Annotated in this window: 13 protein-coding genes; all 13 read right to left on the bottom strand. The window is 40.2% G+C overall.

Translation table 11 applies throughout. From position 1 onward, the window contains the following. Positions 1 to 21 precede the first annotated feature (21 nt). Complete coding sequence (locus BM146_RS00065) at positions 22 to 1,587, bottom strand: hypothetical protein (protein WP_074882671.1); 1,566 nt, start codon at positions 1,585 to 1,587, stop codon at positions 22 to 24. Next, entirely contained in the window at positions 1,584 to 2,591 is a 1,008-nt protein-coding gene (locus tag BM146_RS00060) for a glycosyltransferase family 2 protein (protein WP_074882667.1), read from the bottom strand. Before BM146_RS00060 ends, BM146_RS00065 begins: the two co-directional genes overlap by 4 nt. After that, positions 2,584 to 3,819: a hypothetical protein gene (locus BM146_RS00055; protein ID WP_074882665.1), complete on the bottom strand. Its 1,236-nt coding sequence runs from the start codon at positions 3,817 to 3,819 to the stop codon at positions 2,584 to 2,586. Before BM146_RS00055 ends, BM146_RS00060 begins: the two co-directional genes overlap by 8 nt. Before the next feature lie 10 nt (positions 3,820 to 3,829). Beyond that, on the bottom strand, positions 3,830 to 5,023 hold the full coding sequence (locus BM146_RS00050; protein ID WP_074882664.1) for a glycosyltransferase family 4 protein: 1,194 nt from the start codon (positions 5,021 to 5,023) through the stop codon (positions 3,830 to 3,832). A 9-nt stretch (positions 5,024 to 5,032) separates the two neighbouring features. Next, entirely contained in the window at positions 5,033 to 6,310 is a 1,278-nt protein-coding gene (locus tag BM146_RS00045; RefSeq protein WP_074882662.1) for a glycosyltransferase family 4 protein, read from the bottom strand. Beyond that, complete coding sequence (locus BM146_RS00040) at positions 6,307 to 7,251, bottom strand: glycosyltransferase (RefSeq protein ID WP_074882660.1); 945 nt, start codon at positions 7,249 to 7,251, stop codon at positions 6,307 to 6,309. Before BM146_RS00040 ends, BM146_RS00045 begins: the two co-directional genes overlap by 4 nt. A 10-nt stretch (positions 7,252 to 7,261) precedes the next feature. Next, positions 7,262 to 8,374, bottom strand: a complete 1,113-nt coding sequence (locus BM146_RS00035; protein WP_074882658.1) for an EpsG family protein — start codon at positions 8,372 to 8,374, stop codon at positions 7,262 to 7,264. Continuing rightward, positions 8,375 to 9,184, bottom strand: a complete 810-nt coding sequence (locus tag BM146_RS00030) for a glycosyltransferase (protein ID WP_074882657.1) — start codon at positions 9,182 to 9,184, stop codon at positions 8,375 to 8,377. A 15-nt stretch (positions 9,185 to 9,199) separates the two neighbouring features. Further along, positions 9,200 to 10,285, bottom strand: a complete 1,086-nt coding sequence (locus tag BM146_RS00025) for a YveK family protein (protein ID WP_074882655.1) — start codon at positions 10,283 to 10,285, stop codon at positions 9,200 to 9,202. Between the two features lie 29 nt (positions 10,286 to 10,314). After that, positions 10,315 to 11,721 carry a sugar transferase gene (locus BM146_RS00020; protein ID WP_074882653.1) on the bottom strand — a complete coding sequence of 469 codons (1,407 nt, stop codon included), beginning with the start codon at positions 11,719 to 11,721 and terminating at the stop codon, positions 10,315 to 10,317. Positions 11,722 to 11,739: 18 nt separating this feature from the next. Beyond that, complete coding sequence (locus BM146_RS00015) at positions 11,740 to 12,489, bottom strand: glycosyltransferase family 2 protein (protein ID WP_074882651.1); 750 nt, start codon at positions 12,487 to 12,489, stop codon at positions 11,740 to 11,742. Continuing rightward, entirely contained in the window at positions 12,489 to 13,421 is a 933-nt protein-coding gene (locus BM146_RS00010; RefSeq protein WP_074882649.1) for a glycosyltransferase family 2 protein, read from the bottom strand. The genes BM146_RS00015 and BM146_RS00010 overlap by 1 nt, the downstream gene beginning before the upstream one ends. Positions 13,422 to 13,589: 168 nt before the next feature. Further along, positions 13,590 to 14,531: a GDP-L-fucose synthase family protein gene (locus tag BM146_RS00005; RefSeq protein ID WP_334292721.1), complete on the bottom strand. Its 942-nt coding sequence runs from the start codon at positions 14,529 to 14,531 to the stop codon at positions 13,590 to 13,592. Positions 14,532 to 14,707 lie beyond the last annotated feature (176 nt).

The raw sequence follows: 14,707 nt of genomic DNA, 5'->3' as shown, positions 1-14,707 counted from the left end.
TATCATGCCCTAGGCTGATTCTTAGTTTAATTCATAGGTGGTCCACATATCTTCACCGCTTATGTAGGTTTTTGTTCCAATACTCAAACAAGAATCCAAAAGATTCCTTATAGCTTTCTCCTGACAGTCTTCGTCAGCTACATAAAGAATAATCTTTTTTGCGTCTGTGACACCTGTGTCAGTTAGAGGCTCAAGGTTTTCTTCATTCATATAGAACACCTTGTCATACTCTAATAGTTCATCTGTTAAACGCCACACATTGTAGGGCGTTGCAGGATTATACATAACAACTGCTACAAAATCCTTGTTATCCTGAGCATACTGAATTTTGGCTACATCTTCTTTGTAGAGGAATAGCACATTTCCATCATAGATAAGGCCCTTCAAAAGAAACGCTGCCATAGCTGCAGTAAATGCGTAAAGGTAAGTCTTATTATCTGCCGCATCGAACACATAGTAAATATCCCAGAAAAGAAGAAGGATAATAAGACCATATATTGGCATCTCGTACCTGTTTGAAGCACTTCCAACCAAAAGAGCTGATTTTGCAGTCAAAACAAAATATCCCAAAGATCCAATAGTCAAAAGAACTGCTTCCTGTTTTATCTTTTTGTGCTTTTTATTTTTTATCATCAGAGCCATAATGGCCATTACCAGTAAAAGAACTGCTATTATAAGTCCTCCTGCAAAAACATAGTCATTAATAAGTCCGATGAAAAAAGAAAGCCTTAAAAGTGAGTTCTTTATATCAAAAAGACTTCCTGCTGCATCACTTCCCCTGTATCCTCCAAACATATGATGAACGCTTGCAGGATAAGTAAGCACTGCAAGTCCAAGAGATACAGCACAGGAAGCAACATAGATCAGTGTATTATAGACATCTTTTTTATAAAAGAACATCCATACCGCAAGGCTAAATCCAATACTTACAAAAAAGAAAATGTAGAAATATTGGATAAGAAATCCTACATAGGAAACGGCCATTACAGGTAGCATTAGTTTTATGATAAAATTTTTTACTCTGTTCTTATATCTGTCATATTCCTGCATTACCCTCACATGGGTGTAAGCGCAAAGAAATACCGCTGCTGTGAGCCAGGCATACATTCTGATGAGCATATTGCATGAAATGGTCGCCGGATTAATTCCCCAAAATATAAGAGTCATGACTTTTACATAGTAAGGAATCCCAAGTCTGTTCATCAGCGCTGTCAATGTCAGAAATGAGATAACAAAAGCTATCAAATTGGCAATAATCCCTGTCCACTTGGTAAATGTTCCCGGCACAAAGGAGCAGAGTGTATGGAATATCATATAATACACAGGCGGATGTACATCCCAGGACTGAACAAGCTTCACAAGCCCATAGTTAAAGCCTTCTCCCTCTTTTACTACGAATTCGTCAAGGATTGTCTGTCTGTCCTGCCACTGTCTGTCAGGTTCATAAAGGCCAAGGCTTCTGTTTGATGAGTAGTAGGTATAGTACTCATCCTCGTGAAAGCCTTGTTTCTGAAAACCATAGTACACACTGACTAGAAGCGATATGAACATTATTATGTAGATTGAAGCTCTTTTGATATTACTCATAGTCCTCTTACCCTGGCATGTGCCTTTCGAACAAATCTTGGGGCCGGCGCCAGTATGCAAAGATACATTTTCTGCTTTGTGGTCAATAGTGGGTTAGACACTATTTTTCCAAAGTTTGCCCTGATATTTTTAACAACATCCATGTAAAATCCATTGTCTTTTGTCATCTTGGAAACAGGTATGTGCAAAAGATAATCAAGCCTTTGAACAAAGCCAAATCTCTCAGCAACCTTTGTAAGTTCAGGGTAGTCCTTTTTCACCAGTTCAAGCGCAACATCAGCATTTCTCACAATGTCGGTAAAGACTGATGGAAAATAGTCCCTATCTTCCTTGTTTTTTCTGGAGTTGCTGCCAAGCCTGTAGAATACGTGATAATACTGCTCAGGCAGGATAACAAGCTTATTAACATACTTCATGACATGTATCATGAGGTAAAAATCTTCGTTGAGCTCGCCTTCAGGAAATCTAAAGCCCTGATCAAAGATCCTTTTCCTGGTTATCTTGGTGCAAAAAGAGGCATCTCCCACGTGCATAAGAAGCCTTTTCATCTGCTCTGCAGGACTTATTATCTCTTCGGTGGCAGGTGGAGTTACAACATTGGGAAGTCTTGTTCCATCTTCTGCTATCTCATCTCTTGAAATCTGCACCATATCCGCATCATTTCGCTCTGCGGCCTGCACCAAAGTTGAATACATACGCTCATCAACAAAATCGTCGCTGTCAACAAAGCCAAGGTACTCTCCCTTAGCTGCTTCGATGCCAACATTTCTGGCACTGCTTGATCCTCCGTTTTCTTTGTGGATAACTTTCACATTGGTATACTTTTTTGCGAGTTTTTCTGCAGTTATAAGTGTCCCATCCGTAGATCCGTCATCTACAACGATTATCTCAAGAAGGTCTTTTGGATAATCCTGCATTGCCACAGATTCCACACACTTTTCAAGAAGCTTCTCCACATTGTATGCAGGTATGATTACAGTCAGCGACTTATTTAAACTAGCCATTTACAATCTCCGTATTTTTTACAGGAACATTCATCTGAAGGTAAAGGTCATAACCGATGATCAGAATGATCACAAGCATAGCGCATGTAAGTGGCCACAGTGAAAGAACAGTTGAGCCAAACAAGAATCTTGTATATGTGATCATAGTAATAACCTGAAGTGCCGCGCATATAGGCATTTTCTTGTAGCTAAAAAGTGCATATACAACAGTGAGTATTTCAGGAAGATATCCATATCTTTCGTGCATTGCAGGAAGGCAGAAACAGCATACCTCCGCTGTAAATATAACAAGGGTTATCATAAATCTTGTGGTAACTTCAAACTTCTTTTTATATGAATAGTAAGCTATCATACCCATTATAATGACAGTAGCCATTGTTCCGGCTGAAATGATTATCTTTCTCATATCCTTAGAAAGGTCTGAAGCGATAATGGTGTAGATACTTGGATAGTTCATTGAAAGCCTCGAAAACATAGTTACCTGTTTTCCATAGATTCCAAGAAGGTCTGCCCAGCTTCTTCCGGCAATTGCGCATGGGATCATAGCTGCAACATGAACTACAGGAACCCATAAGATGTATCTGATCTTAATTCTGTTCTTGAGCCACATGATTATGATAAATGGCATAAAGAAAATGGCCTGCTGCTTGAAGCTATAAGATAACGCAAGATATATAAATGCTCTGTTGTCTTTTCCTTTGATAACACTGAGAAGAGATAAAAGAATGAATGATGTAAAGATAGAATCATTCTGAGCCCAGGCTGCGCTGTTTAAGACAACTGAAGGAAGGAACATAACTGCCGCAAAAGCCATAAGAGACTTCCTTACACTTCCGGCTGTAACATTATATGTAATTCGCATGATGGTAACAGCCGCAACATAATCAAATATCACAGAGACTGTTTTTACCAGGTACATATCGTCGATTCCTCCGCCAATGTAGTGAAGGATCACAATTATATACTGGAACATGCAGTTGTAATCGAAGGTGCTTGCATCACTGACACCGGGCTTTATTCCAAGGTAAGCAAAACCGCCGGCCTCATGACACTCTCTCATCCAATCCGCAAAAGCAAGAGTGTAGTCACCTGACGCAATGTCGTAAAGTGATAGCCTGAAGTAAAGTCCAAGACACGCAATGATCGTAAAAAAGAACAGATCAAAAAGCGTGATGTTCACTCCAAAAATAGTAATCTCTGTTTCAAAAAACTTGTCGATAGATCTCATAATTTCCTCATTATTCTAAGTGATTATCTTCCTGCATGGTCCTAATAAATCCTGCAGGTTTTATATTAATAGCTTCGCTCATGGGGCCGTCTGGCGAAGAGATAGGCTTTTTCCCTTCCAGAAATTCACTGCAAAATCTCACAAATTCCTTTGCTGCATTCTCGGCATTCCACAATTTTCCTATAGTTTCTCTTGCTTTTCCACCAAAGTTCTCTATGTTTTCCCTGTTTTCAAACAGGCTCAGGACCTTCCCGGAAAAATCCTCAAAGCTTCCATTAACATAAGAATATCCATTATAGCCATTCTTTATCAAAAATGGAACAGCACCCGCTTCTCTTGAAGCAACAACCGCGCAGCCACAGCCCATGGCCTCGTTTACAACTGCTCCCCAGCCTTCGAGGTAGTTACTGGTAAAAAGAAATACATCAGAAGCCTTCATGTAATCCAAAACTTCCGTAGGGCTCTTTTGTCCAACAAAATTCACAACATCTGTAAGTTCCTTATCTGCTGTAAGCTTTTCCAGTGCCTGCCTCTTGTTGCCATCTCCCACAATATCAAGAGAAAAATCATATCCCTTTTCCTTAAGTAGTCCTGCAACCTTTACAGCAAATTCGGGATGCTTTAATTTGATAAGTCTTCCCGCCCAGCAGATCTTAACTTTTCTGCCGGATATCGGCTCTTTATCCACATTTATGCTGCTGACTTCCGGAAAATATCCCCATTTTAACTTCTTATGTGGATAACAGTGGATAAGATCAAAGTCCGATGCCACGTAAGCCCCGGCACACAAAAGATATACCGGCTTATCCCTGTAAACAAAGTGCTGATGATACTTTTTAATGAGGCCTCTTGGGCTTACCGCCTTCCACTGGCCCTCTCTGTAGATTCTCTCACTGAGCCTGAATGAGAGCTTTCCTGATGAAAGTCTCTTTTTTTCAAGATTCTCAATAAGCTCATCGGACCAGCCAAAGATCACAACATCACTGTCTGAAATAAGCTTTTCGCACTTTTCCTGATCTTCGTAAAAAAGCTCAACATAGGAAAAAGCTTTTGGGTCAACAGCCCATCCCATCTCTATTCGCTCTTTTTCCATGGGACTTGTCTGGATAAAAGTAAAAGAGCCTTTTCCGGCCACCTTCTCCATAGCATTGCAGAAAGGGATCTGATGGTGATTTATATAATTGGATACAAAAGTAATTACCATGTTTTCCCCTTATTTACCGCTGATCTCATCATATATTTCAAGAAGCCTCTTATAATTGGCATCAGGATCATGAGTGACCCTTGCCTTTTTGGCTGCATTTTCTCCATAAACTGAAGAAATGACAGGTTCATCCCACACCTGCAATATGGCCCCTGCAAGTTCGTCCACATTTCCTCTTTCAAAAAGAATTCCGTCTTTGCCTGAACTTATAAGGCTAGGGATTCCACCGGCCATTGATGCCACCACGGGAACTCCCAAAAGCATGGCCTCTCCTACTGAATTTGGAGAATTTTCCAGAATTGACGGACAGATAAAGAGACTGCTCTTTAAGTATCTTTCTTTCATCTCAAGGTCGGATAATAGTCCCACCATAGTCACCTTATTTTTCAGCTTTCCTTCGGAAATAAGGGATTTAATGTATTTGCCGTAGGCACTGGCTCTCAAAAAATATGGGTACTTACTCTTTCCCTTGCCAATTATATTGTTGCCGGCAACGTATAGATGGGCATCAGGATATTTTTCCAAAATCTTTGGCATAGCCTGAAGTACAAAGTGAAAGCCCTTAAGGGGATAATCTCCCTGAGATAAAAAGATACTGTGGGGCTCCACATTTTTTTCATCCCACTTGCCATCATAAAAACAAGGCCTCATGGTCTCATTCATGGCAAAATAACTGGCATTTGGGTTGATGCCAGATGTGACACTTCTGTCAAAAGCAGTTCTGCCTGTGATATTTCCCGTTAGCAAAATCGCCTTTCTCTCATGGTCTGCTCGGAGTTTGTACTTTTCGACCTGATCAAGCAGGGAGTCTTTTTTTAACCAATCCCTGAAGGTTGCTGAGTTTTGAACCTTTTCAGGAATCTGCGCCATATAGTCTTTTTCTATTTCACAGCAAAGGCCCTGGATTCCCACAAGAGCTTTTTTAGGATAATCCATTACCTTAAGTATCGCAAGTGTATGTGGAAATTCCGTGCCAAATATATGGACAATATCGGGCTTAAAATCTTCTAATATATCGCGAAATCTTCCTTCAAGAGACTCGTCATAGTTTTCAGGGTGAGTAAGGTCCTCATCAAATCCATAAAATGTGATACCTTCTATTTCCTCTTTATTCTGAACTATCTCTGACTCTTTCGGAAAACAAATAGCTAATGTTATCTTATTATCATCAGCTTTTTTGAGCCTTTCAAGGCACCCTGACAGCCATCCCTCTCTAACGGAAAAAGAGATATCTTTTGCCCTGGCATATACCGGAAGCATGATGTTGCAAAGCCACAGTACTCTCAATTCTTTTTATCCTCTCTTTTCCCTCTGGCATTGTAAATTGCGTTCTTAACAAGATTGTAGCCCTTAGAGGTCACCTTGTTGGAATCAAGGAAGGTCCTGAATCCGGCCAAAGTCACAACTCTGAGGAAGTCGTATTTTCTGATCTGAGCTCCTGTAAGGTAGTGCTTTATAATCTCTTTTCTCTCTTCTTCAGATATCTTTTTATTCTGAGCTGAGTATCCACCACCCTCATAGTTAGCAATAGTTATGCCCATGTAGTCAGTTACAGCTTTTTCTCTGTAGAAGCACCTCAAAAACTGCTCATAATCGGCTCTTACCTTGTATTTAAGGTCAAAATGATTGTCAAACATCAGCCTTTCATCATAAAAGCAGGCCTGGTGTGAAGGAACATTTCTATAGCAGGCATAGTCGTCAATATGCGGGTTAGACGGAATCCTGTTTCCTGTTGTCTGGTCAAAAATGTCTCCATAAAAAATAGTAGGAAGTGTTGTGCCCTCTTTTTCCTGCCTACTCACAATAAAATCATGTACATTTTGCAAAACATTTTCATCTCTGAACTCGTCACCGCAATTTAAGAAATAGATATAGGAAGGAGCCTCGCCTGCTCTTAAGATCCTAACTCCATCTGTCTGCTCATCCCTGTACCTGCCTCTTGCATCAATTATCTTTTCCTCAAGATAGGAAACCGCGATATTCATGGCATGATAGATACCGTTGTCGCAGCTCTCAACAAGAGTTATCTTCCCTTCTGCGTCTCTACCTTCCCGGGAAATCCCATACTTTTCCCTGAGCATATCTATAGAGCCGTCAGTAGACATTCCGTCTTTAATCAGAACCCTATAGCTGTCATAGGTCTGCTTTTTGATGCTCTCGATGGTGCCGATTATTCTTTTTCCCGGATTATATGAAACAACAATTATTGTAAAAAAAGGCTTTTTCATATGTCGCTCCTTAGTAGCCTCTCTCTGAAAGTGTCAGAGGCATCTCATCAAAAAGAATTGTCTTATAGGGAAGGATTCTTACTCCATCCGCTGAAGCTCCCCTCATATAAAGGACAAAATACCCAAGGCAAAAAAGAACTGTGAAAACTGTCAGCAGTTTCTTTTTCCTATCGTCCCTGATATGAAGCAACAGAGCAGGTATAAACAGTATATGTGTAACTGTCAGATAATATCCTATTCTGGAGATTATAGGTAAAAAAGCTCCAAATATGTAAAGGGCAAGGGCCATGATATTACAGTGAAAATAAAACATATAGCGCTTGTCTGTTTTTACCACATCTTTAAACAGCCACAGGGATATTACCAGTATCAAAAAGCATCTCAGGATGCTGACGTAGCTTGTTCCGCCAGTAAGATATTCCGTGTCCTTGTAGGAAGGATATAGGAACACTACTACTTTAAGATAAAGGTCTTGCAAAAAGAGGCAGGATATGCACATAAGTCCAAAAAGTCCATACATCCACCTTCTCCATTTGATAGAGGCAAGAGGATATAACACCAGAACCACCAGTACAGATTTGTGGAAAAGAGCGCCTATCAAAACCAGCAGAATAAACCTTGGCCAGTCTTTTTTCAAAACGAACTTTACTGAATACAACGCCATTCCAAGTGCCAGATAATATCTGACTGTACTGATCGACTGGAAGTAGTAACCAAGCAGCATGAACATCATAAAGCTGAATGAAAACCACTCGCTCTGCTGCCACATGGCAGTCATAAAAAATAAAACCGTAAAAAATGTAAAAACAGCAAAAACAAGAATAAAATTCTCAAATCCGCAGAGGTAATAAATTGCATAGGTAAGAGCATTAAATCCGGGCTCAGTTGGCACATAAGCGTGGCTGAAAACCAAGTGCATGAACTCTACGTACTTGGCGTAATCATTGCCCACATTTACTCTCAGGGCCGGAACCCAAAACAGCGCAGAAAAAATAAAGAGCAAAACTATTGCATTTACTGCTCCCTGCCTTGTCACTGTGCCACTCCCGATATTAAATTTCGTCTGCCTAAGAAGTAGTGCCAAAAGCACAACTACTGCGGTAAGTGTAAGATATATAGCCATTTATACCTTCTCTAGTGTCTTGCCGTGGTCAACTCCGTCCCACAGTATCTTTACACTCTTAAAAAGTCCCATTTCATTGCACATGATATTTCTGTTTTTGAATAAATATCTAAAGCCCAGAACCTTGGCCATTTTCCCGTAAAGGAAATGATATAAGACTCCTCTGTCAAAAAAGAACTTGTCGTTATAGCCCTTAAACCAGGTGGACTCGTTTGGTCTTTCATGTCCCACAACTACTGTAGTTCTGTAAAGATTAAGTCCGGCCTTTAAGCAGTCATGTAAAAACAGGCTGTCCTCGCCGTTCATGTATGGAGCTCCGCCCCCAAAAAGCAGAGAAAATCTCACCTTTTTATCTATTATCTTTTCTCTCCTTGCAAATACTGCATAGGAGGGATATCTTCCATAATTTTTCCAGTTAACCTTTGCAAAGTCGGTATTCCAATAGGTTTCTCTACCTTCCTGGGCCTTTATGTTAAAAAGAAGAAGGTCAGCCTCAGGATGATTGTCAAATTCATCAAGGACTTTTTGCACATAGCCATCATCATAGATTATGTCATCATCAGCAAACTGGATAATCTCGTGGTCTGAATGCTCAAGAGCTGTATTTCTGGAAAGGCCAACTCCCTTCTCATTTCTTTGAAGGACCAGAATGTCTTTTCCCTTAAACTCTCTTTTTTCCTCGATGTCAGGCGCTTTTTCACCTATTCTCTGATTTACGATTACAGCATCTGAAGAAATGTTCATATTCTCAAGAAGGCTGTCTATATTTTTATTTACAGCTGAAACCAGTATTTGTAGCCTCTCTGGCATGCGTCTTACCTCTATTTATAGTCTGTAGTATTTTTTCAAAAACTTCTCATCTGCCCTGACAAGGACAACTCCCAGGATAGGACACTCATGTTTCTGAAGCTGTGCAACTATATGATCATTCATCGTGCCGCATCTTTTTCCTGCAGGGATTCCAAGTATAACTCCGTCGCAGGTTCCGATTTTTCTGTAGTTCTCAAGTACATTTCCCGGAGTTTCCATGGCCGTGATATTCTCTGTCTGTGCACTGAACCTGCTTCCAAGGGACTCTTTAACAGCCAAAAGATCTTTTTCTGAAACTGAAACATCAAATGCGCTGTCAGTTGAAATGAAAATCACCTTTTCAGCGCCTGCCACATGTTTTTCGAAGGCAGCCTGAAGTTCATTTTTAAAATATTCATTTTTGCCTGCAACTCCAAGTACAGGAATGCTAAACCTTTTCTCTATATCTTCAGGAACATAGACCGCATCATCAAGCGCATCTATAAGCAAAAGTACAAATATGGCAAGAACTAAACATGCCACTCCTCCAAAAGCTGCTGCCGTAAAGGTCTTATCGCTGTATGTTACAAGGGTAGCCTCTGACTTACTAAGGAGCTTAATTGATGTGAAAGCGTCATTGGTCTCGCCGTAGTTTTCAAGGGATTTATCTGTCGCATCAGTAATTAAATCCGCGTGGTCTTTATTATTGTTTTTTACTGTCACAAGAAGTAGTCTTACATCTGAAGGAATCTCGGCAGCAATAGAATCTGCCACCTCCTGCCTTGTTATCTCATCCTCTGAAGCTCCTGCCTTCCCTAGATTGTTCATGACTTCATCAAGAATGTCGTCAGTAGTCATCAAAAGGCTCCAGGTAAAAGCGTTATAGGAATCCACCTGGCTCTTTGCATTTTCATCGTAGGCAAATTTTATATAGAGCTTGGATTCAGTGCTATAGGTCTTTTCAGGGCCAAATGTCACGGTAACAAGCGTGTATATGCCGCCTGCAATTACCGCTCCGATAATCGCAGCAAGGGGAATGATCCATATTTTCTTAATAAGTCTTAAATAGAAACTCCTAAGATCAAGAGTTTCATCCATATGTCTTAAATCACTTCTTCCCATGTTGTCACCTCTGTAAAAGCATGTTTATGTCAAGAGTTCTTCTGTGCAGTGGTCTGTCCTGATTCAACGCCCTCTGTAGAATCAGGGGTAAAAAGAATCTTAACTGTAAGCAGCATCAGCTTGATATCAAGCCATACTGAATAGTTCTCAATGTAAGTAAGATCGAGCTTTAATTTGTCATAAGGAGTGGTGTTGTATTTACCATAAACCTGCGCATATCCGGCAAGTCCGGCCTTTACTTTCATTCTGAATGCAAACTCAGGCATCTCCTTAAGATACTGCTCAATGATCTCAGGTCTTTCAGGTCTTGGTCCGATAAAAGACATCTCTCCCTTGAGGATGTTAAAGAGCTGAGGAAGTTCATCAATTCTACAGGAGCGAATAAACTTACCGATTGGAGTTATTCTTGAGTCATTCTTGGCAGCAAGGCGGGCAACTCCGTCTTTTTCTGCATCAACTTTCATGCTCCTGAATTTCATGATCCTGAACTCTTTTCTATTAACAGTACAGCGAACCTGCTTATAGAGCACAGGACCGCCATCATAAGCCTTTATGATGATTGATGTGATCAGCATTATTGGCGATGTAAGGATTATGAGAACGAGAGAAATTACAATATCAAAAAATCTCTTGATTGCTCTCTGCTCAATCTTTATGGCGTATTCTCTAATAAGCAACACAGGTGTATCAAACAAGTGGAGCTGCGCTGAGCCTTTTAAGAGAACATCAGTTATCTTTGGCATTACATATATGCGAATGTTGTTGCCGTAGCAGTACTTAACAAGACCGTTTCTGAACTTACTTGGTACATCCCAGATAATCACTCCGTCATAATCACCAAGGCACTCTGCATATATTTTGTCGATGCCTTCGTCAATATTCATCTTCTTTTTGATATGATACTTGTCTTTTCTGGAATTGAACTTGGTAACAATATCATCAACTGAGTACTCGCCGCTTATAAGAAGAAGTTCTCTTGGCGGGAAAATAGCCATATATATGGCGTTGGTGATATATGCCCAGGCAAAAGAAATAATGAGCTGGATTACAAATATCTCAACCATTGGTACAACTTTTACCAGCCAGTTTCTCAATAGTGCAATTTGGAAATATGAGATGAAGTTCACCATAAACAGCGCAAAAATCTGTGAAAAGAACACATCCATGGGCTTAAGATATCCAATCTTAAGACCTCCATATGTATTTGAGAAGAATAAAAGCAATACAAAATATATTGCCAGAATCAACAGATGTCCACGAAAATACAGTTTTAATCCACTACCTAAATTGTATCCGTCGACACTGATACGAGTAGAAGAAACTATAGGATAATATGTACTAAACCAAAACCATGCGTACACAGCAGTCTGCATACTAAGTCCTAAAAATCCCAAAAAAAGCACAAGGATTCTCTTCACTGATTCCACATGTTTCATAAATTCCCCTTTTAGCGATCAAAAGAGCCTTCTAAGTGTAGCTCTTACCGCCCATCCTCCAAAGTAAAATATTGATTCCAAGACTGATAAATTAGCAATATTTCTGTATAAAAACCAAATTCTCTCAACTGCAACTAATTTATTAGAAGAAAGAGACTTTGCAGGCCTTCTGTAAATAGCAAGATTTTCATTAAGCCCGTAAGCGGTAATGCCGCTCTTTAGTATTCTCCACCAGGTGGCTGTGTCCTCACTTGGAACCTGGGGCATATGGATTATCTCCATATCTATCTTTTCTGTATCAAACATAACAGTTGTTGTGAATATAATTGTTCTGGAAAGAGCCTTCCTAAAGGTAAGCTCCTTTGGAACCTTTACAACTTTGCCTGTAGGTCTGGCATTCTCATCTCCAAACTCATAGGAATGAAAAGCAAAGGCTGCGCCGGTTTCTTCCATGAATGCAATCTCTTTTTCCAGTTTATCCGGTTTCCAGACATCGTCGGCATCAAGGAAAGCAATGTATCTCCCAGCCGAAGCATCGATACCGGTATTTCTTGCTGCTGCTGCGCCTTCATTTTTTTCTTTTCTGATGAGGCGGATTCTTTTGCCCATTGAAGAAATAAGCTCTTCAATGTAATCGGCACTTCCATCTTTGGAAGCATCATCTACCAGTATAAGCTCCCAATCCTTATAGGTCTGGGCGCAAACCATGTCTATACAGTCTTTAATATATTTTTTTGCGTTATAAACAGGAACTACAATACTGACCATTAAATTTCCTCTTTTACTATATAAAGTGGACGCTTTTTAACCTCAAGGTATGTCTTTGAAAGGTACTGGCCCACAATTCCTATACAAAAGAGCTGTACTCCGCTTACAAGCAAAATGATACAAACAAGTGATGGCCATCCACTTGTAGGATCTCCGTAAAGGGATTTTCTGACAATCGTAAAAATGATAAAGAAGAAAGCCAGTACACAGAACAAAACTCCGATGAGTGATGCAAATGCAAGGGGAACTGTTGAGAATGCCACAATTCCATCAAGTGCGTAAACAAAAAGCTTCCAGAAGGACCACTTTGTTTCGCCCTTCATACGCTCGATATTTTCAAATTCTATCCACTTATTCTTAAATCCAACCCAGCCAAAGATACCTTTGGAGAATCTGTTATATTCCTTCATTGAAAGGATGGCATTCACAAACTGTCTGGTCATGAGCCTGTAATCTCTTGCTCCGTCCACAATCTCAGTTTTTGAAACCTTATTTATAAGTCTGTAGAACATCCTTGCAAAAAACGATCTGATAGGCGGCTCGCCCTTTCTGTCTACTCTTCTGGTGGCTACGCTGTCATACCCCTCATTGACAATAGCCTCGTACATCTGTGGCAAAAGAGCCGGTGGATCCTGAAGATCACAGTCCATTATTGCAACATAGTCGCCCTTAGACTTTTCAAGTCCCGCGTACATAGCAGGCTCTTTTCCAAAATTTCTGGAAAAGTTAATGAGATGAACTCTCTCATCCTTAGCCGCAAGTTCTTTTACCTTTTCAACTGTCTTGTCCTTTGATCCGTCATTAACATAGATAAATTCAAAGTCAACATCATGACCTTTGAAATAAGCTTCGTTCTTCAATACCTCATTGTAGAAATCTGCAATGTTCTCCTCTTCGTTATAGCAAGGCACTATAACACTCAATAATCTCATTTTCTGCTCCCACATGATAATATATTAGTATCGCATAATAAGCGCAATTCTATTCAGTATTTTACACTTAAAGCTATGGTCTTTCAACCTGTGGACTTTATTGAACTAAAAAGGGCTGTGAAAAATGAGTTATCATTTTTCACAGCTCCTTCTGAATCTAATTATTTTTTATCTCTCTGCACGCATAGGATTGGTAAGGAAATCCTCGTAGGCAAGCTTTATACCATCATCAAGCTCTGTCTTGTAAGTCCATCCAAGGTTCTTAGCCTTTGATACATCAAGAAGCTTTCTTGGTGTGCCATTTGGCTTGGAAGGATCCCATCTTATCTCTCCTGTGTAGCCTATGATCTTAGCAACTTTCTCAGTAAGCTGCTTGATTGTCAGCTCTTTTCCTGTTCCTGCATTAACAGTCTCATTGCCACTGTAGTTATTCATAAGGAATACGCAGAGGTTAGCGAGGTCATCTACATAAAGGAACTCCCTAAGTGGGCTTCCGTCTCCCCAACATGTGACATAAGGAAGGTTCTGCTCTTTTGCCTCGTGGAAACGGCGAATGAGAGCAGGAAGCACATGTGAGTGAGTTGGGTGATAGTTATCATTTGGTCCGTAGAGGTTTGTAGGCATAACTGAGATATAATCAGTTCCGTACTGCTTGTTCAGGTACTCGCAATATTTAAGTCCTGAAATCTTGGCAAGAGCATATGCCTCATTGGTCTTCTCAAGTTCTGATGTAAGAAGGCAATCCTCTTTCATAGGCTGTGGAGCCATTCTTGGATAAATGCATGATGATCCAAGGAATTCAACCTTTTTGCAATCGTTTTTCCATGCTGAGTGGATAACATTCATCTCAAGGATCATATTCTCATACATGAAATCTGCAAGAGCCTCTGCGTTGCCCATGATTCCTCCAACCTTTGCAGCTGCAAGGAAAACATACTCAGGCTTTTCTTCTGCAAAGAACTTTTCAACCTGGTCCTGTCTTGTAAGATCAAGCTCTTTGTGAGTTCTTGTAACAATATTAAAATATCCCTGTCTGTGCAGTTCTCTGACAATGGCTGATCCAACCATTCCTCTGTGACCGGCCACATAAATCTTAGCATCAAAATCCATCATTGTTTTTTACCTTCTTTTAATTATTTATCAATACCTTTTTCAAGGAACTCTTCAAGGTTAAATTCAACATGCTCATTAGCTCTCTCAACAGCAACCTTGGCCATATCGTGCTCAACCATGATCCTTACAAGGTCTTCAAAAGATGTTGTCTGTGGATTCCAGTGAAGCTGCTC

Source organism: Butyrivibrio proteoclasticus (assembly GCF_900115735.1).
Taxonomy (GTDB): domain Bacteria; phylum Bacillota; class Clostridia; order Lachnospirales; family Lachnospiraceae; genus Butyrivibrio; species Butyrivibrio proteoclasticus_B.
This window is presented reverse-complemented; position numbering and strand designations above follow the sequence as displayed.

What these genes read in the sequence shown, in the direction of transcription:
- BM146_RS00065 (WP_074882671.1), bottom strand. Translation starts at nt 1,587, where the DNA reads ATGAGTAATATCAAAAGAGCTTCAATCTACATAATAATGTTCATATCG.
- BM146_RS00060 (WP_074882667.1), bottom strand. Translation starts at nt 2,591, where the DNA reads ATGGCTAGTTTAAATAAGTCGCTGACTGTAATCATACCTGCATACAAT.
- BM146_RS00055 (WP_074882665.1), bottom strand. Translation starts at nt 3,819, where the DNA reads ATGAGATCTATCGACAAGTTTTTTGAAACAGAGATTACTATTTTTGGA.
- BM146_RS00050 (WP_074882664.1), bottom strand. Translation starts at nt 5,023, where the DNA reads ATGGTAATTACTTTTGTATCCAATTATATAAATCACCATCAGATCCCT.
- BM146_RS00040 (WP_074882660.1), bottom strand. Translation starts at nt 7,251, where the DNA reads ATGAAAAAGCCTTTTTTTACAATAATTGTTGTTTCATATAATCCGGGA.
- BM146_RS00035 (WP_074882658.1), bottom strand. Translation starts at nt 8,374, where the DNA reads ATGGCTATATATCTTACACTTACCGCAGTAGTTGTGCTTTTGGCACTA.
- BM146_RS00030 (WP_074882657.1), bottom strand. Translation starts at nt 9,184, where the DNA reads ATGCCAGAGAGGCTACAAATACTGGTTTCAGCTGTAAATAAAAATATA.
- BM146_RS00025 (WP_074882655.1), bottom strand. Translation starts at nt 10,285, where the DNA reads ATGGGAAGAAGTGATTTAAGACATATGGATGAAACTCTTGATCTTAGG.
- BM146_RS00020 (WP_074882653.1), bottom strand. Translation starts at nt 11,721, where the DNA reads ATGAAACATGTGGAATCAGTGAAGAGAATCCTTGTGCTTTTTTTGGGA.
- BM146_RS00015 (WP_074882651.1), bottom strand. Translation starts at nt 12,489, where the DNA reads ATGGTCAGTATTGTAGTTCCTGTTTATAACGCAAAAAAATATATTAAA.
- BM146_RS00010 (WP_074882649.1), bottom strand. Translation starts at nt 13,421, where the DNA reads ATGAGATTATTGAGTGTTATAGTGCCTTGCTATAACGAAGAGGAGAAC.
- BM146_RS00005 (WP_334292721.1), bottom strand. Translation starts at nt 14,531, where the DNA reads ATGGATTTTGATGCTAAGATTTATGTGGCCGGTCACAGAGGAATGGTT.